The 21,829-nt window shown below is 69.2% G+C and carries 19 protein-coding genes; 8 read left to right on the plus strand and 11 right to left on the minus strand.

The features are described 5' to 3' along the window. Nucleotides 1–26: 26 nt before the first annotated feature. Nucleotides 27–233 carry a hypothetical protein gene (locus CcI156_RS07195; RefSeq protein ID WP_049760991.1) on the minus strand — a complete coding sequence of 69 codons (207 nt, stop codon included), beginning with the start codon at nucleotides 231–233 and terminating at the stop codon, nucleotides 27–29. 434 nt (nucleotides 234–667) lie between these two features. On the opposite strand from CcI156_RS07195, the gene CcI156_RS07200 reads away from it, so the two are divergent. Next, nucleotides 668–937, plus strand: a complete 270-nt coding sequence (locus tag CcI156_RS07200; RefSeq protein WP_011438253.1) for an exodeoxyribonuclease VII small subunit — start codon at nucleotides 668–670, stop codon at nucleotides 935–937. Between the two features lie 77 nt (nucleotides 938–1,014). On the opposite strand, the gene xseA is transcribed toward CcI156_RS07200, so the two are convergent. Continuing rightward, a complete protein-coding gene (gene xseA / locus CcI156_RS07205) occupies nucleotides 1,015–2,229 on the minus strand; it encodes an exodeoxyribonuclease VII large subunit (protein WP_076804922.1) in 1,215 nt (404 codons plus the stop codon). A 180-nt stretch (nucleotides 2,230–2,409) separates the two neighbouring features. Between xseA and CcI156_RS07210 the strand changes: the two genes are divergently transcribed. The 4 genes from CcI156_RS07210 (at nucleotide 2,410) to CcI156_RS07225 (ending at nucleotide 7,441) form a co-directional block, all read left to right on the plus strand. Continuing rightward, nucleotides 2,410–3,369: a 4-hydroxy-3-methylbut-2-enyl diphosphate reductase gene (locus tag CcI156_RS07210; RefSeq protein WP_076804925.1), complete on the plus strand. Its 960-nt coding sequence runs from the start codon at nucleotides 2,410–2,412 to the stop codon at nucleotides 3,367–3,369. Between the two features lie 262 nt (nucleotides 3,370–3,631). Then, entirely contained in the window at nucleotides 3,632–5,023 is a 1,392-nt protein-coding gene (locus tag CcI156_RS07215) for a class II fumarate hydratase (protein WP_011438256.1), read from the plus strand. 542 nt (nucleotides 5,024–5,565) lie between these two features. Continuing rightward, nucleotides 5,566–6,978 (plus strand): Si-specific NAD(P)(+) transhydrogenase, encoded by a 1,413-nt coding sequence (gene sthA / locus CcI156_RS07220; protein WP_076805056.1) that lies wholly within the window; start codon nucleotides 5,566–5,568, stop codon nucleotides 6,976–6,978. A 139-nt stretch (nucleotides 6,979–7,117) separates the two neighbouring features. Beyond that, nucleotides 7,118–7,441, plus strand: coding sequence for a helix-turn-helix domain-containing protein (locus CcI156_RS07225; protein ID WP_236701422.1), 324 nt, complete (start codon nucleotides 7,118–7,120; stop codon nucleotides 7,439–7,441). Nucleotides 7,442–7,501: 60 nt separating this feature from the next. On the opposite strand, the gene CcI156_RS07230 is transcribed toward CcI156_RS07225, so the two are convergent. Next, the gene (locus CcI156_RS07230) at nucleotides 7,502–8,080 is read right to left on the minus strand and encodes an NUDIX hydrolase (protein ID WP_011438259.1); all 579 of its coding nucleotides are present in this window, start codon (nucleotides 8,078–8,080) and stop codon (nucleotides 7,502–7,504) included. Nucleotides 8,081–8,708: 628 nt separating this feature from the next. On the opposite strand from CcI156_RS07230, the gene CcI156_RS07235 reads away from it, so the two are divergent. Next, nucleotides 8,709–9,212, plus strand: coding sequence for a hypothetical protein (locus CcI156_RS07235; RefSeq protein ID WP_254847305.1), 504 nt, complete (start codon nucleotides 8,709–8,711; stop codon nucleotides 9,210–9,212). Nucleotides 9,213–9,237: 25 nt separating this feature from the next. Here the strand turns inward: CcI156_RS07235 and CcI156_RS07240 are convergent, their stop codons facing one another. Beyond that, a complete protein-coding gene (locus CcI156_RS07240; protein ID WP_011438261.1) occupies nucleotides 9,238–9,924 on the minus strand; it encodes a nucleoside monophosphate kinase in 687 nt (228 codons plus the stop codon). Nucleotides 9,925–10,235: 311 nt separating this feature from the next. Here CcI156_RS07240 and CcI156_RS07245 point away from each other — a divergent pair, with 311 nt between their 5' ends. Beyond that, nucleotides 10,236–11,684, plus strand: coding sequence for a hypothetical protein (locus CcI156_RS07245; RefSeq protein WP_076804927.1), 1,449 nt, complete (start codon nucleotides 10,236–10,238; stop codon nucleotides 11,682–11,684). A gap of 35 nt (nucleotides 11,685–11,719) precedes the next feature. Here the strand turns inward: CcI156_RS07245 and CcI156_RS07250 are convergent, their stop codons facing one another. Beyond that, nucleotides 11,720–12,625: an HAD-IIA family hydrolase gene (locus tag CcI156_RS07250; protein WP_076804930.1), complete on the minus strand. Its 906-nt coding sequence runs from the start codon at nucleotides 12,623–12,625 to the stop codon at nucleotides 11,720–11,722. Nucleotides 12,626–12,766: 141 nt separating this feature from the next. After that, nucleotides 12,767–13,015 carry a hypothetical protein gene (locus tag CcI156_RS07255; protein ID WP_083718359.1) on the minus strand — a complete coding sequence of 83 codons (249 nt, stop codon included), beginning with the start codon at nucleotides 13,013–13,015 and terminating at the stop codon, nucleotides 12,767–12,769. Nucleotides 13,016–13,697: 682 nt separating this feature from the next. Here CcI156_RS07255 and CcI156_RS07260 point away from each other — a divergent pair. Next, complete coding sequence (locus CcI156_RS07260) at nucleotides 13,698–14,261, plus strand: hypothetical protein (protein ID WP_076804933.1); 564 nt, start codon at nucleotides 13,698–13,700, stop codon at nucleotides 14,259–14,261. Between the two features lie 336 nt (nucleotides 14,262–14,597). On the opposite strand, the gene CcI156_RS07265 is transcribed toward CcI156_RS07260, so the two are convergent. The 5 genes from CcI156_RS07265 to CcI156_RS07285 form a co-directional block, all read right to left on the minus strand. Beyond that, nucleotides 14,598–15,038 (minus strand): hypothetical protein, encoded by a 441-nt coding sequence (locus CcI156_RS07265; RefSeq protein WP_076804935.1) that lies wholly within the window; start codon nucleotides 15,036–15,038, stop codon nucleotides 14,598–14,600. 1,071 nt (nucleotides 15,039–16,109) lie between these two features. Beyond that, nucleotides 16,110–16,562: a recombinase family protein gene (locus CcI156_RS27625; protein ID WP_349256624.1), complete on the minus strand. Its 453-nt coding sequence runs from the start codon at nucleotides 16,560–16,562 to the stop codon at nucleotides 16,110–16,112. Then, entirely contained in the window at nucleotides 16,477–17,178 is a 702-nt protein-coding gene (gene msrA / locus CcI156_RS07275; protein WP_076804939.1) for a peptide-methionine (S)-S-oxide reductase MsrA, read from the minus strand. The genes CcI156_RS27625 and msrA overlap by 86 nt, the downstream gene beginning before the upstream one ends. Nucleotides 17,179–17,358: 180 nt before the next feature. Beyond that, the gene (locus CcI156_RS07280; protein WP_076804942.1) at nucleotides 17,359–18,651 is read right to left on the minus strand and encodes a PhoH family protein; all 1,293 of its coding nucleotides are present in this window, start codon (nucleotides 18,649–18,651) and stop codon (nucleotides 17,359–17,361) included. Between the two features lie 1,234 nt (nucleotides 18,652–19,885). After that, on the minus strand, nucleotides 19,886–21,715 hold the full coding sequence (locus CcI156_RS07285; RefSeq protein WP_076804944.1) for a phosphoenolpyruvate carboxykinase (GTP): 1,830 nt from the start codon (nucleotides 21,713–21,715) through the stop codon (nucleotides 19,886–19,888). Nucleotides 21,716–21,829: the final 114 nt, after the last annotated feature.

Genomic DNA, 21,829 nt, shown 5'->3' on the forward strand with positions numbered 1-21,829 from the left:
AAGCCGCCCGGTCAGCGCGAACCCGGTCAGCGCTGGACGGCGGCCGCGATGACGGGAGGCCGTGCGGGCGCGACGGCCGTTGCGGCCGGTGGCTGGCCCCCACCCTCCAGAGCGGTGGCGGCGGGGATGAGAATCGCCATGCCGATGACCAGCCCGGCCGCCCGACGTAGCAGCGGGCCCGTCGCCGGCATCCGCCATCCGAGGTGGGCGCCGCCAACCCGCGTCCCGATCATCCCACCCCTCGGCACGGCGCCCACGGCGGCAACCGAAGGCGGAGCGTGCTCTCGGGCGAGGTCGCCGAGAGGTCTGCGACGAGGCGTCGGGCGTAGCGCGGGCATTGCTACCTCCGGACTGGATGTCCTACGGGTAACGGCCGGTGTGCCAGGCCGGTCTGGTCCGTCTCGGACCGCGACCGGCCTGAAACGCCATGCAGTGACCTTGTACTATGGATCTCCACCGGACCGGCCGGGTTCAGCCATGATTGTTCCTTGTTGGATATCATGTTGGTCAGGCGGAGGGGAAATCGCCACGCCGGCGCCTCCTAGCCGCCGGGTCGCCCAACGGTGGATGCCGGGTCGGGACCGACCCGAAACCGCGCGGTCACGGATTGAGCGGACATCGTTATAGAGGATTGTGGAAGATAGAGGGTTGTGGAGGCGGCACGGAGGTGGCCATGCCCGAAGCATTCAACGACGGCCCTACCGGTCACACATCGGGCTCCGCCGATGTCCTCCCGCCGGGCGTCCCGGCCCCACCGGTCACCTACGAGGTCGCGCGGGCCGAACTCGAGGAGGTCGTCCGCCGGCTGGAGGCCGGCGGGGTGAGTTTGGAGGAGTCACTGATCCTCTGGGAACGGGGCGAGGGGCTCGCCAAGACCTGTCAGGCACTGCTCGACGGCGCCCGCGCTCGACTGGCCGCGGCGACTCCACTCTCCTGAGCGTCTCCTGATCTCCTGGACGTCTCCTGATCTCCTGAGCGAGCGGCCCCTCCAGCCGACCGGGCCGCCGGGCCTGCTCAGCCGTCCACGACCGTCGCGCGCAGCGTTCCGCCCGCCACCCGGATGGCGAGCCCGTCCCCGGCCGCAACCTCGGCAGGTCCGCGCACAACCGCACCATCCACGGTGCGCTGCACCACGGCGTACCCGCGGTCGAGGGTCGCCGCCGGCGACAGCGCGCGCATCCGGGCGCGGGTGGCGGCCAGATCGTTCCCGGTCACATCTATCACGTGGCGGACGCAGYGGCGCGAACGGGCGAGGAGCGCCGACACGTCGTCCGCTCTGCGGTCCACGTCGCGCGTGGGCGTTGCGAGCACGGGGCGTCCCCGGGTGTCCGCCAGCCAACGTTCCTCCCGGTCGAGTCGGTGCTCGACGACCCGCCGGGCCCGGGCCCGCAGCTGGGCGACCGCGATCGCCTGCTCACCGACGTCCGGCACCACCCTCTTCGCCGCGTCCGTCGGCGTGGAGGCGCGGACGTCGGCGACGAAATCGAGCAAAGGGGTGTCCTGCTCGTGTCCGATTGCCGACACCACCGGGGTACACGCGGCCACGACAGCCCGCAGCAGCGCCTCGTCGGAGAAGGGCAGCAGATCCTCCAGCGACCCGCCGCCACGAGCGATGACGATCACTTCCACCTCGGCGCGCGCGTCGAGTTCCCGCAGCGCGTCGATGACCTGGGCGACCGCGAGAGGCCCCTGGACGGCCACCTCTCGTAACACGATGCGCACCGCCGGCCAGCGACGGCGCGCGTTCTCGACCACGTCCCGCTCCGCCGCGCTGGCCCGCCCGGTGATCAGACCGACGGCCGCCGGGAGGAACGGAGGACGCCGCTTACGGGACGCGGCGAACAGCCCCTCGGCCGCCAGCGTGGCCTTGAGCTGTTCGAGCCGGGCCAGCAGCGCACCGGCGCCGAGCGGGCGAATCTCAACAACCGCAAGGGCCAGCGTGCCTCGGCCGGGGTGGAACGACGGCTTGCCCCACACCACGACGCGGGCCCCGTCGACGAGCGCCGGCCCCACCGCGTCGCACACCGCGCGCGGGCAGGTGACCCGCAGGGACACGTCGGCGACCGGGTCCCGCAGGGTGAGGAAGACCGTTCCCATCCCGGGACGGCGAACGATCCCGGTCACCTGCCCCTCGACCCACACCCGCCCCAGCCGGTTGATCCAGTCTCCCAGCGCGCGCGACACGCTGCGGACCGGCAGCGGCTGTTCCGGGGACGATGTCAGTGCCACCCGGGCACCGTAACCTCGCCCACAACCACGCCCCACAACCACGCCCCACAGCCTCACCCCACAGCCTCACCCCACAACGGTCGGCGGCCCTCCCCACGGCCGGACCGGACGATGTCGCCATCGGGTGATGCATCGCCTAGCCGACTTCCCGGCCGCCCGCCGCCGCGTAGACTCCCACCCATGGGCCGGGTCCTTCTTGCCAAACCGCGCGGCTACTGCGCTGGTGTCGATCGAGCCGTCGTGACCGTGGAGAAAGCACTAGAGCTGTACGGTTCACCGGTCTACGTACGCAAACAAATCGTTCACAACCTTCATGTCGTGAAGACGCTGGAGGCCAAGGGCGCGATCTTCGTGGACGAAACCGACGAGGTGCCGCACGGCGCCACCGTCGTGTTTTCAGCCCACGGAGTGGCACCAACGGTGCACGAAGASGCGGCGGTGCGCGAGCTCCGCACAATCGACGCCACGTGCCCTCTGGTCACCAAGGTGCATTCTGAAGCCAGGCGGTTCGCCCGTGAGGACTACGACATCCTCCTCATCGGCCACGAGGGCCACGAGGAGGTCGTCGGCACCACCGGGCAGGCTCCGGACCGCATCCACCTCGTGGACGGGCCCGAGGACGCCGCCGGGGTGAAGGTCCGCGATCCGGAGCGGGTGGCTTTCCTCTCCCAGACCACACTGTCCGTCGACGAGACGATGACGACGGTTGACGCGCTGCGCGAGCGCTTCCCGCATCTGCAGGGTCCACCGAGCGACGACATCTGCTACGCCACGCAGAACCGCCAGGTCGCCGTCAAGGAGATCGCCGGCGCGGTCGACCTGGTCATCGTCGTCGGCTCGCGGAACTCCTCGAACTCGGTCCGGTTGGTCGAGGTCGCGCTCGACGCCGGCGCCCCGGCCGCCTACCTCGTGGACGACTCCACCGAGGTGGACCTGAGCTGGTTCGATGGTGTCGAGACCGTCGGGGTCACCAGTGGCGCATCGGTGCCGGAGGAACTCGTCACCGGCGTGATGGCCTGGCTCGCCGAGCGGGGCTTCACCGATGTGGAGGAGGTCACGTCCGCGGACGAGCACCTTCTCTTCGCGTTGCCGCCGGAGCTTCGCCGGGAGATGCGTACCCGCGAGCGCGCCGCCGGCTGAGCCCGGACCGCCCCTCACACCAGACTCGTCGGAGCCACCCTTCCCCGCATTGCGCCGAAGCCCCGACGTTCCCCTCAGGAACCTCGCCGAAGGCAAGGTGACGGAGACCCCGAACGGCCCCCTATAGCAGGGGTCCCGACATGTCCTAAGGTCGGCCCTGGGGCCGCGTCCAGGCGGCATCTCGCCGGGACGCGGCCCCAGTATGCGGTACAGGGCACGTGCGGTACAGGGCACGGGCGACGAGCATCGGGAGAACGGGCGCATGAGCGAGCAGGAATACCGCATCGAGCACGACAGCATGGGTGACGTCCGGGTACCGGTCACGGCCCGGTGGCGGGCCCAGACACAGCGGGCGGTGGAGAACTTTCCCGTCTCCGGCCAGCGGATCTCCCGCGCGCACATCGCGGCGCTCGCCCGGATCAAGGCCGCTGCCGCGACGGTGAACGCCAAGCTGGACGTGCTCGACGCGGACATCGCCGAGGCGATCGTCGACGCGGCCACGGAGGTGGCCCGTGGTGACTGGGACGACCAGTTCCCCTTGGACGTCTTCCAGACCGGCAGCGGCACCTCGTCCAACATGAACACCAACGAGGTGCTGGCCTCGCTCGCCTCCGAGCGCCTCGGCCGCCCGGTTCACCCGAACGACCACGTCAACGCCTCGCAGTCCTCGAACGACGTCTTTCCCTCATCGATCCACATCGCCGCCACCCAGGGCATCGTCGGGGACCTGATCCCGGCCCTGGAGCACCTTGCCACCGCGCTCGGTCGCAAGGAGACCGAGTTCGCCGACGTCGTGAAGTCCGGCCGGACCCATCTGATGGACGCGACCCCCGTGACGCTCGGCCAGGAGTTCGGCGGGTACGCCGCCGCGGTCCGGCTCGGCGTCGAGCGCCTGCAGGTGGCACTGCCCCGGATCGGAGAGCTGCCGCTCGGTGGGACAGCCGTCGGGACCGGCATCAACACCCCGCCCGGCTTCTCCGCCGCGGTGATTGAGGAACTGTCCGCCAGCACCGGTCTTCCCCTGACCGAGGCACGCAACCACTTCGAGGCGCAGGCCTCCCGGGACGGCCTCGTCGAGGCGTCCGGCGTGCTGCGGGTGATCGCCCTCTCGCTCTACAAGATCGCTAACGACCTGCGCTGGGCCTCGTCCGGCCCGCGAGCCGGGCTCGGCGAGATCCGGCTGCCCGACCTCCAGCCCGGATCCTCGATCATGCCCGGCAAGGTCAATCCGGTCCTTCCCGAGGCGGTCTGTCAGGTCGTCGCCCAGGTCGTCGGCAACGACGCGGCGGTCGCGTTCGGCGGATCAGCCGGGAACTTCGAGCTCAATGTCATGCTGCCGGTGATCGCACGTAACCTGCTGGAGTCGATCCACATCCTGTCGACGATCAGCCGACTGTTCGCCGACCGTTGCATCGACGGCATCGTCGCCGACGTCGAACGCTGCCGCCGCTACGCCGAGTCCTCCCCCTCCATCGTGACGCCGCTGAACAAGTACATCGGCTACGAGGAGGCCGCGAAGGTCGCCAAGATCTCGCTCGCCGAGGAGAAGACCATTCGCGAGGTCGTTCTCGAGCGCGGTTACGTTGCGGCGGGCCAACTCACCGAGGCACAGCTCGACGCCGCGCTCGACGTGCTGTCGATGACCCACCCGTAGCCGAAGCTCGTCGGGCGGCCGCTCCCGACCGTCGCGTCTCCCGGGCACCTCCGTGACCCACGGAGGTGTTCCGTCCCGACGGCGCAACCCGACAGCGGCGCCCGACGGCGCGGCGGGGGCCGTGGAAGACCCCCCAGACAGCCTCCACGACCCCCGCTAGAGGTTTAACGGGTCGGCGGCGGGTTGGTTACGGGTGGCGGGTGCCCCAATTTCACCTGCCGGCACGACGGCCCGGCACGACGGCCCGGCGGCGGGGCCCGGCGGCCTGGCGTCGCGACTCCTCGACGGGTTCCCACCAGCTGGACTCGAAAAGCTCTCAGYCGGAACCACACCGGCACATATGGCGGACGTGGCGGCACGCCTCGGCCATCACGGACGGGTTCGCGACACCTACCTCAAGTGATAACCCGCAGGTAAAGCGACTCCCGAGAAATTTCCCAGAAGAAATGGACGTAACAAGCACGGCCAACATGCCGATCCGACCCGTCCGGCCGGATAGCCTCGGGTTCACCGGAGACCGATAGATTGCGGGGGATGTGACGATGTTCGACTACGAMGTCCTCGTCATCGGATCCGGGCCGGGCGGGCAGAAGGCCGCGATCGCAGCGGCCAAGCTCGGCCGACGGGTCGCGATCGTCGACAAGCGGGAAATGATCGGCGGTGTCAGCATCAACACTGGCACGATCCCGTCCAAGACGCTGCGAGAAGCGGTCCTTTATCTGACCGGCATGTCACAGCGTGAGCTGTATGGGTCGAGCTACCGGGTAAAGGATGACATCACCGTCGGTGACCTCTCGGCGCGGACCAGACATGTCATCAGCCGCGAGATCGACGTGATTCGCAACCAGCTCAGCCGTAACCACGTCACCCTGCTGACGGGCCTGGCCAGCTTCGTCGATCCGCACACCGTGAACGTGMGGGCGGGCGGCGAGGACACCGAGGACCGCCGGATCCAGGCGGAAAGAATCATCATCGCCACGGGAACCCGCCCGGCGCGGCCGGACACGGTCGACTTCGACGGACGGACCGTCGTCGACAGCGACCAGATCCTGGCCCTGGAGAAACTGCCCCGGTCGATGGTCGTCGTCGGCGCCGGTGTGATCGGTATCGAATACGCCTCGATGTTCGCCGCGCTCGGCACGAAGGTGACCGTCGTCGAGCGCCGTGACCGGATGCTCGACTTCTGCGACCTCGAAATCGTCGAGGCRTTGAAGTATCAGCTCCGCGATCTTGCGGTGACCTTCCGTTTCCGCGAGTCGGTCGTCTCCGTGGAACGCCACAACGGCGGTACCCTCACCCTGCTCGAGAGCGGGAAGAAGCTCCCGGCGGACACGGTGATGTATTCGGCCGGGCGGCAGGGGCTCACCGACATCCTCAATCTTCCGGCGGCCGGCCTCTCCGCGGACAACCGCGGCCGGATCAAGGTCGGCTCGGACTTCCGCACAGAGGTCGATCACATCTACGCGGTCGGCGACGTGATCGGATTCCCCGCTCTCGCGGCGACGTCGATGGAACAGGGACGCCTTGYGGCGTACGCCGCCTGCGGCGAGGACGTCAACGCCATGCGGGCCGAGCTGATGCCGATCGGGATCTACACGATCCCGGAGATCTCCTATGTTGGCAGCACCGAGGACGAACTGACCGAGCAGGCCATCCMGTTCGAGGTGGGCATCGCCCGGTACCGGGAGCTGGCCCGCGGAGCCATCCTCGGTGACTCGTACGGGATGCTGAAGCTACTGGTCAGCCCGGACGACCGGCGCCTTCTCGGGGTGCACGTCTTCGGTACGGGAGCCACCGAACTCGTCCACATCGGACAGACCGTGATGGGCTGCGGTGGCACCATCGACTACCTTGTCGACAGCGTCTTCAACTATCCGACGCTCGCCGAGTCCTACAAGGTCGCGGCCCTGGACGCAATGAACAAGATGCGCGCGGTTGCCCGCTTCAGCGGCTGACCGGAGCACCAGACGGCGCATCGGGCCGGGGGCGGCCGCGAACCGGGCTCCTCGCCCCACGACGTCATGAGCTGACGAAAGGTAAGCCGCTATCACCGGATCGGGCCGGCTAATGGCGGGCAAGCATAGGCTGATCAGGGTGGAGCTGTCCTCGTTCTGCCCGCGCTACCACCATGCCGTCGAGACCATCGGGCGGCGCTGGACCGGGGCCATCGTACGCGCGATGCTGGCCGGCGCAACCCGGTTCTCCGAGATCACGACGGCGGTGCCCAACCTGTCCGACCGGCTCTGTTCCGTACGGCTGAGGGAACTCGAAGCCGAAGGGATGGTCAGACGCACCGTCGTCCCGGACACGCCCGCGCGGACCGAGTACCACCTGACCGCGAAGGGAGCGGACCTCGCGGACACGGTCGCGGCTCTCTCCCTCTGGGCCGAGACCTGGCTCCCCGACCCGTCCTGCTGACCCGTCCTGCTGGCCCGGGGTTGCCCGGCACCCCAGCGGATCAGGCCCGCACGGGTCCGGTCAGCGCACCAGCCCGGCCTGCTGGGACGCCCTGGTCAGCTTCGCGCCCAGCTGGCCGGAAATCCGCTCGGGCGCCACCCACCGAACCTGCGTCGTGGCGCTCTCCCGCACCGCGAGGCTGCGGTCCTCGACGTGGAAGAGATAGGTCATGTCGTAGTGCACGTGCTCGGGTTCGCCGAGGATCGGCGCGGCGTCGACGATTCTGACCTCCACGTCGAACGGGAGGATCCCGCCCGGGATCACCGCGTCGGCCTCGACACCGGCCCGGCGCGCAGCGAGCCCGAGCGCGGCGCCGAGCAGCGAGGAGTCGTCGGCATCGACATGACCGCCGGGCATCCGCCAGACCGCGGTGGACGGCTCCAGGATCTCCAGCACCCGCCAGTCCGGGGACACGATCGCGGCTCGGCACGTGACATGGGCCGGCATCGTGCTACGGGCTGTGATGGATGGCCCGTGCAGAGCCAGCACGACCAAGGACCGCATGAGGTCCACTTCGTCCGGATTTGCCTCGATGTAGCCCAGGGCCACACCGATCACCGCGTTGTTGGTGACCGCCACGCTTAAGGAACGTACAGGCATCGGGCGCCGATCACGACCCACTGAGACGGGACACACCGAAACTCGTATCGCACCAGCATACTCACTTACAGTGATAAAAAAGGTAACAGAACGGACCGAATCGGAATTCCGGCAGCAAGGAAGGGAGCTCCGCCTACGAGGGGATCCACCGTCGGCCGCGGAACGGCGGAAGCTGGAAGCAGTGGCACCAACACCCCGTGTAATCGTCACCCCCATGCGGCCCATCCCCCTCTTGTGACTACGGAAGGTAATTGTTGGTACCGGCGCGCCGCTCGACCGCCCCGACGCGCGACCCCGGCCCCCGACCCAACGTGAAGCTCAGGTGTGCTCCCCCGGGTGGCGACGCGCCGACGCATCCCCACGCGGGCCACCCCCACTCACGCGGGCCATCCCACGCGGGCAATGACGCCGAGCCGACACCGCCACGCGGCGTGCACCGTCCGCGACTAAGGTCGACGGCATGGATCCGAAAGATCCGGGAATCAGACACCTGGACAGATCCACAGTGATGATCTACCGTCCGCCCGCGGGACCCCCGTTCCGCCGGTCGGACCGAGCGGGAGGACCAGCCGTGCGGGAGAACCTCACCCTCGACGAACCACGCCGAGGGATCCGGTCCGGCCGAACCATGACGCTGCTTCCGGGGCTGGTCCTCGCGGGAATGGTCGCGCTGACCGCCGGTTGCGGGGGGTCCGACGACATCAGCGTGCCGCCCTCCGTCAGCACACCGACCCTGCCGACGTCGCTGCCCACCGCGCTGCCGAGCGGGCTGCCCACCGCGCTGCCGACCTCGCTGCCGGGGGTGGGAAGGATCGACGCCGTCAGCGGCGCGGATGCCCTGCGTGGCACGAATGTCCCCCCCGATTTCCCGGTGCCGCCCGGGGCCACCGTGAAGGTCGGTACGACCACCGGGAAGACGTCGACGGTGACACTGGGCGGGGTGTCCAGCGACCGGGTGGCCACCTTCTACCGGCAGACCCTGCCTGGCGCCGGCTACAAGATCACAACGGATGTGGGGATTCCGGGGGTCGCCAGAGCCATCCAGTTCAACGGGCACGGCGTCAACGGGAGTATCGGGGCCGCGGGGATCGRCAATACCGACGGCGTCGCCGTGGTGTTCACCAAGCGGTAGTCCCCCCGGGGAATCACGGCCGGGCTCACCCGGGCACGACCGGCCGTTGCGGAAAATCAAGCTGCGAGCGATCGAGCTGTGGAAGATCGAAATGCCGACGGATCTCCGCCTGCACCTCGCGCGGCGGGTGCCGGGCGTCCACGACGGCCACGAACTCCTTACGCTGGAAGATCTCCATGACCGGTCGGGTCTTCTCGTGGTACTCCCGCAGGCGGACGGCAAGTGCCTGCGGGTTGTCGTCGGCCCGGGTCAGCAGCGGCGCTCCGCACACGTCGCAGGTGTCCGGCACCTGCGGCCTACTGGCGATCAGGTTGTAGTCCAGGCCGCACCGTGAGCAGAACCGGCGGGCGAGCACCCGCCGATAGACCTCGTCGTCGGGGAGGTCGAGGTAGATGACCCCGTCGATGTCGTAGCTCTCCAGGAAGAACTCGGCCTGCCGGGCGTTGCGCGGGAACCCGTCGATGATGAACCCGTAGTTCCAGTCGTGCTCGGCCAGCCGGGAGCGCACCACCGACTCGACGAGGTCGTCCCCGACCAGGTGACCGGCCGCCACGATGCGTTTGACCTGGGCACCKAGTTTGGTGTGGTTCTGCACGTTCCAGCGGAAGACGTCGCCGACGCTGATGTGGACCAGGTCGAAGTCCCGGGCCATCATCGTCGCCTGGGTTCCCTTGCCGCTGCCCTGCACGCCCATGATGACGAACTTGCGCACGCCGACTCCCGATCGTTCCTCCGCCCCGGAGGCCGGCCGACGCGCGGCCGCCTCGGTGGCCCGCCCCCAGCTGTCCCACCGGCCTCTCCGTCGCGACGTTATCCGCCATGGAGATCACTAGGGGTTTCCGCGGCCCAGCGGTGGCGGGTACGTCATGACACCCGCACGGCCGACCGGCGGGCTATCCGTGGCCCAACCCGGACCGATGCACGCCGACAATGCCGTAAAGAGCAGGATGTCAGGATGTATGGGGATCGGGGGAGCGCGGAACGGGCCGCGGCTGCGATCCCGGATTCTAGGAGGGAACGCGGGTGTCAAGGGGACTGCGTCAGACGCTCGGCGCCGGCCTGGCCGCCACCGTGCTGGCGGTGGGGCTCACAGCGTGYGGTTCCGRGGACAGGGCACCGGCTCCACCCGCGGAGATCGTCCTCAATCGGGGGCAGGACTCGTCGATCCCCTTCCGCACCGAGGCCGACGGCGAGGTGCTCCTGGACGTCACCACCACCGCCCCGGGGGTCTCCTGGGGCTCCCCGGGCGGCGAGTCCGCGGTGCTGTCGCTCTACGTCGACACCGCCTACGCCACCGATCTCGTGATCCCCACGTCCTTCCCGATCAAGCGCAGCCTCGCGCTGGGTCACCTGGCCGCCGGCAAGCACACCCTGCGGACGCTGTTCGCCGCGGACCGGTCGCCCCGCAACGCCGCCACGGCGCGCCTGACCGATCTGACCTTCCGCACCGTCACGCCGCAGGACAACGGCTACCAGGCACTGGCGCACGCCCCGGTGATCTACGGCCGGACGGCGCCGGCCGCCGCCGCGGACCCGATGGCCGGCGGGCCGTTCCAGAACGCCGTCACCGACACCCCACTGCTCGCCTTCCACTCCGAGGCGCCAACCGCGATCGCCGGTCATCGCCTGCTGACCTACTCGATGGTGTGGAGCAACGAGGACGAGGGCACCCCGACCCCGGCCCTGATGGCGTTCTGGGGGCGGACCACCGACATCGAGTGGACCTACCAGGTAGAGATCGACGCCACCGGCAACGCCATCCCCGGCAGCGCCGTGATCCAGGGGCCGGAGCACAYGTCGCAGCCGTTCACCGGCCGGTACGAGAGCACGCACCCGCTGCTCGGGACCTGCACGCGCAGCAACAGCATGTGCCAGAACACCGACGGCCCGATGCGGTTCGCCCTGTCAGCCGCGGACACCCTCGACCCGAACGCCGAGGCCCCTGAGCGGGAGATGGACCGCAACCCGTGGACCTACTGGGTGATGTCCCAGGAGGTCGCCCGGGAGGGCAAGGTCGCCGACGCCCCGGTCCCGGACCCACGCACCCGGATCAGCGACCCGCGTAACTACCTGTACCTGATCGTCCGGAAGAACACGGTCGGCACGCCGAACACCGCCGACGCCTGGGTCGGGCTGTCGGTCGGGGTGCGGCTCGCCGGCAACCCCGAGACCTACCGATCGAACAAGACCTACCCTGCCTGGTCCATCGAACGGGACGCGCCGGCCGCCACGGCCGTCGAACTCCCACCCGGGACGGTCGCGGAGGACATCGCGTCCATCCAGGCGACCCGGGTCGTCGGTGCGGGTGCCGACACCGGTGCGCGCGTCCAGGTCGACTCGATCGAGCGGGCGTTCCTGCTGGGTCCGGACGGCCTGCCCCAGCAGTCGTTCCTGTTCACGCCGACGAAGGTGACCCTGACCGCCGCCGCGCCGACCGCGACCCTGTTCCGCCGTTCGCAGGGCGGCTCCTGATCCCGTCCGGGGTTCCCTGATTCCGCGGTGGCCCTTCACCCACGTGTGGTGGACCCCGAGGTGTGCACCGGTCCCGGGCTCCGACCGTGCGTCCCGGTGCGATCGGGAGCCCCGGCTGGCGCCGGGCGGACGGCGGCCGTCGGCATGCTGTCGAGCGTCCGCACATCCCGACCGACGGGCAACTGGGCGATGCTGTCGACGATGGCGGTCGGTCGGTAGGGGAACCGGTCGACGTCGGTGATGGACGTGATGCCCGACAGCACCAGCACGGTGTCCATTCCGGCCTCCAGGCCGGCGACGACGTCGGTGTCCATCCGGTCGCCGATCACCACGGTGGTCTCGCTGTGCGCGGACAGCGTGTTCAGCGCACTGCGCATCATCAACGGGTTCGGCTTGCCGACAAAGTAGGGTGTGACGCCGGTCGCCCGGGTGATCATCRCCGCGACCGCCCCGGTGGCGGGCAGGAGACCCTCCACCGAGGGACCGGTGGGATCGGGATTCGTCGCGATGAAGCGTGCGCCGTCGCGCACCAGCCGTACCGCTTTGGTGATTGCCTCGAAGCTGTAGGTCCGGGTTTCCCCGAGGACGACGTAATCGGGTGACCGGTCGCTGAGGACGTAGCCGATGTCGTGCAGCGCCGTGGTCAGGCCCGCTTCGCCGACGACGTACGCCGATCCCCGGGGGCGTTGGGTATGTAGGAAGAGCGCGGTGGCGAGGGCCGAGGTCCAGATCCGCTCCGGCGGGATCGTGAGTCCCGCGCCAGCCAGCCGGGCGGACAGGTYGCGGGCCGTGTAGATCGAGTTGTTGGTCAACACGAGAAAACCCAGGCCTGCCTCGCCGATCCCGGCCAGAAAGGCATCCGCGCCCGGAATGGGATGTTCCTCATGGACCAGAACACCGTCCATGTCGATGAGATAGTTCTCGATCAGATGTTCCGCCATGACCCCCGATTCTCCCCGCCTGCGCTCGATGCCGTCTGCCGGGTGGTCCCCACTCGGCACCATGATGGGGACCACCCGGCCCGAACGATCCGGCGGGTTCGGTCACCTCACCTCAGCTCACCGGGTTCGGGTGATCCCTTCTCACAGCACCGCGATGGCGGCGATCTCCGGTTCGGTGGGCGACATCAGATACAGGGATGGGACGATGAGCCAGTCGGCGAATCCCCCGTCGCAGGCGTAGGCCTGCGCATGGCCGGGCGACCRGAACGGGCCGATGACTCCCTGCACCTGCCGGGTCCCCTGCTCCAGAACGACGATCGCCCAGCTACCCGTCCGGTCCGGTGCGGGTGTCCCCCACTCCGACTCCGACAAGTCCATCACGTAGTCCATCTGTGCCCCTTCGCGAACGTCCCTCACCGGTATCCACCGAGCCGCGGGGTGGTAAAGAACCCGGGATATCTTGGCGCTTTCGCGCGGCTTTGYGCATCGAAACGCCGGAGGTCGACCTGGGTCGGTCCAGGATCCTCCGCCGGCAACGGCCGGGCGCGGCCCGTTCGTACATCCGTGAGTACATCGCCGAGCCGGCCGGGAGCGGAACGCAGAGGTGTGTGACGAAAATCGAAGTTCCCGCGTGGGGATCCCCTTGGGAGGGAGTAGAAGACGGTGCATTTTCCCGCGCCGACGTTCGGGTGATGTCGTAGGCCGGTACTTTGTCCGCTGCCCGTGCTCTCGGTCGCGCGGCCGCATCTACCGCCGCGCATACCGCCGGTCCGGCGTATCGCTACGGCGGTGGTCGGGATAACCGCCGCAGAGCCCCGGAGCCGCAGAGCCCCGGAGCCCGTTTGGTGGCGCCCCTTTGGTGGTGCCCCTTTGGTGGTGCCCCTCGCGGTGTTCCCCTTTGTGGTGCCCCCCGCGGCGCCTCGGCGCCGCGGGGGGAGGTTGAATCGGGTAGGTGGGACGCCGGGCGTCGCGTCACCGGCGCGGTCGGGAGTCGCTCCCGACGCAACGTCAGGATTGAGCTGTGCGTCTGCTTTGTCGCTGACTTCTTGCTATCTGGCTATCTGGGGGATCCGTGAGCCGGCGCCGGAGCGATTACCGCACCTGGGAGGAACTGACCAGGGAGGAACGTCGACGCGGGCTGGCGGTTCTTTCCGTGGCCGGGGTCGCGGCGGTGGTCGTGGTGTTCCTCGTCGTCGGGTCCGGTGGCGGGGCCGGTGGCGGGGCCGGTGCGGCGGCACCGCCCACTACCGACGTCAAGGCCCGGCTCACGTCCTGGTACGCCACCACCGCCCAGGTCCGTTCGGAGGTCGTGCGGGCGGTCAACGCGGTACGGGCCGACATTCAGGCGGYGGACGGCATGTCGCTGAAACCGGCCTGCGCCGACCTGGGGCGGGCCRTCGACCGCATCGGACCGCTGGGCCTCCCGCCCGTCGAGAGCGTGAGCAGGAACTGGACCGAAGGCGCCGGTGCCTACGCCCAGGCGGTCACGGCGTGCGGGAACCTGTTCGACGGCACGCCCGTCCCCCCGCCGGTGCTGCTGCAGCGCACGACCGACGCTCTCAACGCCGGTGACGGGCGCTGGACCATGATCGTCGCCCAGATCGGGGCCCCGGCGCAGATCGTTCCCACCGGCTGAGCACCGGCCGGCCGCGATTGCCCGCGCTCGGGCAAGTACGGCCACGCGGCACCCTCGGCTGCCAGAAGGTGATGATGATCGCGCAGTCCTTCTTGACGATCGCGGTCGGCGGGACCTCGGCGTCGGCGGTCAGCGAGATCGCGGTGAGGGTCGGGCCGGCCTTGCGGTCGGTGTCCCAGGTCCGGATGTGATCGCAGAGGCGTTCAGCGAGGGCCTGGCCGTCAGCCCCGTGGCCGTGGGCGCCGATCTCGTATACCGGATCGGGGCCGTCGAGGCGGCGCTTGGCGAGGTAGGCAAGCGAGGAGCCGGCGACCAGCGCGGGGCTCAGGTTCGGGATCAGCGGGACGCACAGATCGGCCTCGACCGCGCCACGGCTGGCGTTGATCCGGCAGACGGCCGGGTCGGTGGCAGTGGCGCGCAGCCAGATCCCGTMGATCGGGTCCTGCGGCCCGATGGTCGTGCCCGACCAGGCGGCGACCCGGGGGTGGCGAAGACGCCGGTGAGGTGGTCCGGGTCGATGTCCTGGTCGAYGTCGTAGTGGATCTGGACGAGCGGGTTTTCGTGGAGCGCGGCGACGCGTTCGACGTCCTGACCAATCATCGGGACGAAGCCGCGGAGGAACACCGCGTCCGAGCGCAGCACGTTGTCGCCGCCTTTGACGAACGCGACACCCCGGGTCTGGCCGCGCCAGCGCAACGGCAGGACCATCCGCCCACCGGGGACAAGCTGGCTGAACCAGGCGGGGGTCAGACCGGGCCCTCCGGCCGCGTCTCCCACCCGGAGCCCTCCGGCGGCTCCGACCCGGGCCGAATCCCGGCGCCCACACGTCCGGGATATGCGGGCAGCGCGTCACCGGCGGCTGGAGAGTCAGGCTGGGCAGCCCGTCGCGCATCCGCGCCCCGCGCGCGGACCGGCGCAGATGCTCCGCGCGCGCCCTCCGGCACTCGCCGCAGGACGGGAACAGCGCGTGCACCTCGGGTTGGGGGCCCGTAGGCCCCTCCTCGCCGCAGCTTTCCCCTGCACTCACTTTTTCTGAACCTTCCCAGAGCCGCCGCATCGCGGGCACCGGATCATGCTGGCGCCATCGAAATCCTCGCCCTCGTGCCGCTCAGCGGCCGGGTTGCCCACCTGCCCGCTACTACTGCCCCGCTTGTCCGCGTTCCGCCCGAAGCCCATCCTCCCTCCATCTCCGCCGTCAGCTCATCCGGGAGGGTAGCCCGGCAGATGCGGGCAGGTAGCAAACGTGCCGGATCCGTAACCGACAGGCGGTTCACGCTGATGCCGGTGGCTTTGCTTCCAACGCCCGCCGAGAATGATCGATAACCTCTCCAAGATCCTGAACGGCTGCGATCTTCGGCCACCGGTGGTGCATTTCCCGCCACATCTCGCCTGATCGCTGGATCACGCCACGCGTAGGCCGCCCGTCGAGCACGTCGAGCACGTCGAGCGCGTCGCGAGCCGATGCCGCTGCGGCTATCGGATCGGGGTCGGCGCGATAGAGGAGGGTCCGTGCCAACGTGTTATGGGGTCCGGGTCACCGTCCACGCCACGGTCCTCGGCCACCCGCAGAGGTCCATCTGGCATTGCCCGTGGTGCGCCGRCACGGCCGCACCCCGTGGGCGCCGCCGGTCTGACCGTGAGACATCTGGATATACCCGAGGAGATGTCATGCCGCCCACAACCATGCCCGCGCTCGACTTTGTCGCGTTGGAGATCACTGGCCGGTGTCAGCCTGCGTCCACTGCTACGCGGACTCGTCCCCGCTCGGGGACCACGGGACGTTGAGCACCGCCGACTGGAGTGCGGTGATCAACGACGCCGCCGGCCTCGGTGTCGGCGTGGTCCAGCTCATCGGCGGGGAACGTCCACTCCGCGCCGCTCGACGCGATCCTGTCCGGGGATGCGTTCGGCGCCCAAGTCGAGCATCTCGACCAGCTTCGCCACCCCGGCTCCGGACCAACGGCGTGCCAGCCGAACCCGAAGTGCGGCCCGGCGTCGTCCCGCAACTTCGCGGGGCTGGCGGGTCAGCCGGTCGATGTGCCAGCAGACGATCGCCTGGAGGCGGCCTGCTTTGATGTCGTCAACGAGCCGGTCCCACTCCGGGCGTGGCCGTCCGGAATGGGCACCGACATCCTTGTCCGTAGTAGACGTCCTCGACCGCCCAGCCCTTACGGTCGCAGAGGGGGCGGCAGCCCGGCCTCCTGACGTGAGACTGCTAGCCCTGCGCCTGTTCGGTCCTGGCCGGCTCTGACGTAGATTCCCGCTCTGACCATGGGCCACATATTGACAGGCCCGTGCCACCCAGGCCGCAGTAGCCGCCGGGGTTCTTGGCGTCGGAGAGGTACTGCTGGTGGTATTCCTCCGCATAGTAGAACGGACCAGCCGGGGCGATCTCGGTGGTGATCGCCCCGAGGCCCGCGGCGGTCAGCACCTGCTGGAACGCCTCGCGGCTGGCAGCCGCCGCGGCGGCCTGCCCGGCAGTGGTGGTGTAGATCGCCGAACGGTACTGGGTGCCCGTGTCATTGCCCTGCCGCATGCCCTGGGTCGGGTCGTGCCCTTCCCAGAACACGCGCAGCAGCTCCTCGTAGCCGACCTTCGCGGGGTCGTACACCACGAGGACGACCTCGGTGTGCCCGGTCAGCCCGGAACACACCTCCTCGTAAGTGGGGTGCGGGGTGTGCCCTCCGGCGTAGCCGACGGCGGTGGTGTACACCCCGGGAACCTTCCAGAACGCGCGCTCGGCCCCCCAGAAGCAGCCGAGGCCGAACACGGCGGTCTCCAGCCCCGCCGGGAACGGGCYGGCGAGCGGGGTCCCCAGCACGGTGTGCGGGACGTCGCCCGCGAACACCGGCCGATCCCGGCCGGGAAGGGCCTGCTCGGGCGTGGGCAGTGTCGTCTTGTGACGACCGAAGAACATGGGAAGCCACCTCCGGTGGTTGTCTCCTCGCACAACCGCGCACCGCGGCCACACGTTCCCGCAGCCCGGGACCCTCGGACGCCCCCCAGATACTCTCCAAATGTTCTCCGGAGGTTCTCCGAAGGTTCATCGAACGTTCGCCGGACGATCGGGGAGCACGCCGCCAGAGAACAAGATCGCTCAGAGAACGAGATCCTCCAGCATCGTCGTGACCAGGGCCGCAATCGGCGATCGCTCGGAACGGGTGAGMGTGACGTGCGCGAACAACGGKTGGCCCTTCAGGGTCTCGATCACCGAGGCGACCCCGTCGTGCCGGCCGACCCGCAGGTTGTCGCGCTGTGCCACGTCGTGCGTGAGCACCACCCGTGACCCCTGCCCGAGCCTGSACAGCACGGTCAGCAGCACCCCGCGCTCCAGGGACTGGGCCTCGTCGACGATCACGAACGCGTCGTGCAGGGACCGGCCACGGATGTGCGTGAGCGGCAGCACCTCCAGCATCCCGCGATCCACGATCTCCTCGATGACCTCGGGGGAGACGAGCGCACCGAGAGTGTCGAACACCGCCTGGGCCCAGGGCGCCATCTTCTCGTTCTCGCTGCCCGGGAGGTACCCGAGCTCCTGGCCACCGACGGCGTACAGCGGGCGGAAAACCACCACCCGGCGGTGCGCCCGGCGCTCCATCACAGCTTCGAGCCCGGCGCACAGGGCAAGCGCCGACTTACCGGTGCCGGCTCGACCGCCGAGGGAGACGATCCCGACATCCGGATCGAGCAGGAGGTCGAGGGCGACCCGCTGCTCGGCGGAGCGACCGTGCAGGCCGAACGCGTCGCGGTCGCCGCGGACGAGCCGGACCTGCTTGTCGGCGGTCACCCGGCCGAGCGCGGAGGCACTCCCCCCGGTGGTGGTGAGGACCAGGCCGGTGTGGCAGGGCAGGTCGGCGGCCTCCAGGATCTCGGTGTACTCGCGGGAGTAGAGCCGGTCGAGGTCCTCCTGGGTGACGGTGAGCTCGGCCATCCCCGAGAAGCCGGTGTCCACCGGGGACAGCGCCTGGTACTCCTCGGCGGGCAGCCCCAGCACCGACGCCTTGACCCGCAGCGGGAGATCCTTCGTGACCAGTACGACGTCGGCGCCMTCGCGGGCGAGGTTCATCGYGACGCACAGGATCCGCGAGTCGTTCGTGTCGACCCGGAACCCCGGTGGAAGCACCGCCGCATCGGTGTGATTGAGTTCCACCCGTAGCGTCCCGCCGTTGTCCAGCGGGAGCGGTTGATCAAGGCGACCATGCCGGATGCGCAGATCGTCCAGGATGCGTAGTGCCTCCCGGGCGAACCAGCCCAGTTCCGGATGGTTCCTTTTGCCTTCCAGCTCCCCTATGACAACGAGGGGGAGCACGACATTGTGCTCCGCGAACCGCAGCAGCGCGCCAGGATCAGAAAGCAGCACGCTTGTGTCGACGACATGCGTTCGTGGCACACGCCCACCCGCTTACTCGGAGGTAGTCCGGGACCGACCCCTGCAGGGGCCGGGCACCGGCCTCCTGGTGTAGTCGCGCTTGCGGCACCGAGGGGCCTCCCGAGAGGTCCGGCACCATGCCGGACCACGGCTTGAGACGCTAGCGCTCCCACGGTAACCGCAGCCCTCGATGATGGCGACCCACTTCCGACAACACGTTACGTTAAGAACTGGAAACGTCTCGCACCCCGGAGTTCCCGTCGCACCCCGATCGGTCACATTGCGTCCGGATCATGACGCGGAGCATCAGCCGCCGCGCGCGGCGCCGTCGGAGGCCGGACCACGAGCGTCCGCCCGAGGAAGCCAGGTCACCGCTCCCTGCTCGGTTCGGAAGCCCCGGGACCTGCGCCGACTCCGGCGACGGGCACCGACCGGGGCAACAGTCACCGACCGACCGGGGCAACAGGCACCGACCGGCCGCAGGTCGCCACCGGATCCATGAGCCCGGCGACCGACGAGAGCCGGATGACCGCGGGCGTGCCGGCCAGAGACACGGTGGGCCGAAACGCGACAGGCCAGAACGTGACAGGCCGAAGCGTGATGGCCGGTGAGGGGTCACCCGAAACGCGACGACCGAGAGGTGACGGCATGAGGCGCGCCCACGGGGGAAACACGACGGAACACCATGGAACACCGCGGGCTATGGAACACCGCGGGCCGATGATCGGACACTCGTTGTCTCGACATGTCATCGAGATCGGATCGAACCAAACCGGGCCCGAAAGAGGGCGCCGACTGGCACCGTCGGGCGGGTCGGAGGAAATTCAGCCAACCGGCTGGGGAATTCCCGGAAATTCACCCGGGGGAGGGATTGATCCCCGGCGAACATGCGGGATCCGCGGGGTGGTCATTATCGGATGGTGCTCCGCTCAGGTGAGCCGTACCGCGACACTCGGTAGGAACGCGGCCCGCCGACGGTGGAACAACGGACGCGACGCGGAGTTACGAACGAGTCCGGCGCCGGGCTGGCCGCCGGGCCGGCGAAGGAGGGCCGAACCCTGCCGACCGGTCGCCACGGGCCGGGCCGGGAGCCCGCCGAGCGGCTCGGCCCGTGGCCGACCCGCTCGGGGGTATCACACGAAGTGGTGCCACGGATGCCCTGCGCTGCCACGGTTGCCTTGTGAGGCGCTGCCACGAAGTGCCGTGCCGGCGGTGCGCTCCCCGGACGGAGCTCGCGGTTGGGTGCGTCAGCCGCTCAGTCTGCGCTGTTCAGCCGCTCGACAAGCGCCTCGTGCTCGGTCCACAGGGCGGCCGGAAGCCGTTCCCCGAACGTCTGGTAGTGCTCGGGGATCAGCTGGGCCTCCTGTTTCCACACCTCGACGTCCACCGTGAGCAGGGTCTCGAGGTCCTCCTCGGCGATGTCGATGCCGTCAACGGGTAGGGCGTCCTTCGTCGGCAGGACGCCGAGCGGCGTCTCCACCCCGGCTGCCGTGCCCTCCAGGCGACCGACGATCCAGGCGAGGACACGGCTGTTGTCGCCGAATCCCGGCCACAGGAACCTGCCCTCCGGGCTCTTGCGGAACCAGTTCACGTAGTAGACCCGCGGGAGCTTCGTCTGGTCGGCCTTCTGCCCGACCTCGAGCCAGTGGGCGAAGTAGTCGGCCATGTTGTAGCCGCAGAACGGCAGCATCGCGAAGGGGTCCCGGCGCAGCTTGCCGATCGCTCCGGCCTGGGCCGCCGTCGTCTCGGAGGCGACGATCGAGCCGAAGAACACCCCGCGCCGCCAGTCGGGAGCCTCGGTGACCAGCGGCACCGCGGTCGCCCGGCGCCCGCCGAACAGGATCGCCGAGATCGGCACGCCGCGCGGATCCTCCCACTCCGGGGCGATCGTCGGGCACTGGCCCGCCGGGACGGTGAAGCGGGCGTTGGGGTGTGCGGCGGGCTCGCTGGACTCGGGGGTCCAGTCGCGGCCCTTCCAGTCGATGAGGTGCGCCGGCGGCTGCTTGGTCAGCCCCTCCCACCAGACGTCACCGTTATCGGTCCTGGCCACGTTGGTGTAGATGGCGTTGCCCCAGAGGGTCCTGACCGCGTTGGGGTTGGTCTGCTCGCCGGTCCCCGGGGCGACCCCGAAGAACCCGGCCTCCGGGTTGACCGCGTACAGCCGGCCGTCCTCACCGAAGCRCATCCAGGCGATGTCGTCACCGACAGTCTCCGCCTGCCAGCCCGGCAGGGTTGGGATGAGCATCGCCAGATTGGTCTTTCCACAGGCCGACGGAAATGCGGCGGCAATGTAGTGGACCTTGCCGGCGGGAGACGTCAGTTTGAGGATGAGCATGTGCTCGGCGAGCCAGCCCTCGTCGCGGGCCATGACGGACGCAATACGCAGCGCATAGCACTTCTTGCCGAGCAGTGCGTTTCCGCCGTAACCCGATCCGTAGGACCAGATCTCCCGGGTTTCCGGGAAATGGGTAATGTACTTCGTCGTATTGCACGGCCACGGAACATCGGCCTGGCCGGGTTCCAGCGGAGCGCCCAGGGAATGGACGGCCGGGACAAAGAAACCGTCCGTTCCAAGCTGCTCGAGGGCGGGCGTTCCCATCCGGGTCATCGTCCGCATGGAGATGACGACGTAAGGCGAGTCGGTGATTTCGACGCCGAGGGCCGAGATGCGCGAGCCGAGCGGACCCATGCAGAACGGGACGACGTACATCGTCCGACCCCGCATGCACCCCGCGAACAGGCCCCGGAGCGTGGCCCGCATCTCGGCAGGGTCCAGCCAGTTGTTGGTCGGACCGGCGTCCTCCGCCTGCTCGGAGCAGATGTAGGTGCGGTCCTCCACGCGGGCCACGTCGCCCGGGTCCGAAGCGGCGTAAAAGYTGTTCGGACGTTTCTCGTCATTCAGCCGGACCAGGGTCCCCTGCTCGATCAGAAGGGAGGTCAGCCGATCGAACTCCGCCTCTGATCCATCGCACCACTCAACCCGATCCGGCTGAGTGAGTTCGGCAATCTCGCGCACCCAGGCAACCAGCCTGGCGTGCCTCGTGGGGGCCACGTCCAGCCCCGAAACCTGTGCCGCGGTTGTCACAGCTYACACCTCCGGTCGAGTCGAACCTGCCGCGCTCTCTTCCCATATGCAGGTACCCACTTGAGAACTCGAACGTACTCGTGGACGTTCAGACAAAACCCACAATATAGGGGA

This window comes from Frankia sp. CcI156, from assembly GCF_001983015.1.
Classification (GTDB): domain Bacteria; phylum Actinomycetota; class Actinomycetes; order Frankiales; family Frankiaceae; genus Frankia; species Frankia casuarinae.